The sequence below is a fragment of the Leifsonia sp. NPDC056665 genome, assembly GCF_042791795.1.
In the GTDB taxonomy this organism is placed as follows: Bacteria; Actinomycetota; Actinomycetes; order Actinomycetales; family Microbacteriaceae; genus Leifsonia.
Genome location: NZ_JBHTXK010000047.1, coordinates 1 through 1300 on the forward strand (window position 1 = coordinate 1; position 1300 = coordinate 1300).

The following is a 1300-nucleotide window of genomic DNA, read 5'->3' on the forward strand; positions in this document are numbered from 1 at the left end:
TGATCTTCCCCCGGTTCCTCGGACAGTTTGATGTGTCGTTTCAGGCAGCCAGGGTGACTGTCGTCGGGACGATCTTCTCGTAGTCGGCCGGTGAGTGGTAGCCCAGCGAGGAGTGCCTTCGGCGGGGGTTGTACCAGGCTTCGATCCAGGAGAACATCGCTGTCCCCAGTTGCCGCCTGGTGGCCCAGGGTTGGCTGTCGAGGAGTTCGATCTGCATGCCGGACCAGAAGGATTCCATCATCGCGTTGTCGTAGCAGTCGCCGACCGAGCCCATGGAGGCGATCAGGCCGGCTTCGTGGACGCGGGAGGTGAAGGCCCAGGAGGTGTATTGGGAACCGTGGTCGGAGTGCATGATCGCCCCGCGAACCCCGAACCTCCTCCAGCGGGCCATCTGCAGAGCGTCGACGACGAGATCCGCGGTCATCCGGGAGCCGATCGACCACCCGATCGCCAGCCGTGAATAGGCGTCCAGGACGACCGCGCAGTAGACCTTCCCTTCGGCGGTGTGGTGTTCGGTGATGTCGCCCAGCCAGAGCCGGTTCGGGCCGGGAACGTGGAAGTTGCGGTTGACCTTGTCTTCGCTGGTGGCGGGGTTGGTGCGGAACCGGAACTTGCGTTTGACGGCGCCGGCCCAGCCGCGCTCGCGCATAATCCGCTCCACCCGTTTCCGGCCGATCGCAAAGCCGTGGCCCATCCGGAGCTCGGCGTGCATCCTGGGTGACCCGTAGGTGTGGAAGAACGCCCCCTTCTCCGATCGGAGCCGGGCGATCACCGCCGCGATCTCCTCATCCCTCGCCTTGCGGGCGGAGATTCGGTGTTTGGCCCAGGTGTAGTAGCCGGAGCGGGAGACCCCTAACAGCCGGCTGACCGTCGCGACCTTGAACCGGTGAGGGTCCTGGGTCGTCAGCTGCTCGATCAGTCGGAAAGATGTTTTGGGAGCACGTTCTCCTTCGCGAAATACGCCGCCGCGCGTTTCAGGATCTCGTTCTCCGTCTCCAGCCGGCGCACCTCCCTACGCAGCCGCACCAGCTCCGCCTGCTCATCAGCGTCGAGGACCGGGACCACACCGGCGGCTTTCTCCGCCTCAGCTTTGGCGAAGTCGTCCTCGGCCACCCACCGATACAACGCGGAGTTCGAGATGCCGAGCTCGCGGGCGACCTGCGACAACGGTCGGTCGCTGATCCGGACTAACTCGATCGCACGAACACGGAACTCCCGAGGGAAACGTCTAGCCATAAAGACCAACCTCCCGAACCAAACAAGGCCGATGATAAGTGACCGAAGAAACGGGGGAACACCA

At 64.1% G+C, this 1300-nt stretch carries 2 protein-coding genes; both read right to left on the reverse strand.

The genetic code is table 11. The features are described from left to right. Positions 1-40: 40 nt before the first annotated feature. Positions 41-919, reverse strand: a complete 879-nt coding sequence (locus ACFQ9V_RS20620) for an IS3 family transposase (RefSeq protein WP_382460982.1) — start codon at positions 917-919, stop codon at positions 41-43. Then, positions 916-1300, reverse strand: a 385-nt coding sequence (locus tag ACFQ9V_RS20625; protein WP_382460981.1) for a transposase, incomplete at its 5' end; no start/stop codon positions are given. The genes ACFQ9V_RS20620 and ACFQ9V_RS20625, both read right to left, overlap by 4 nt.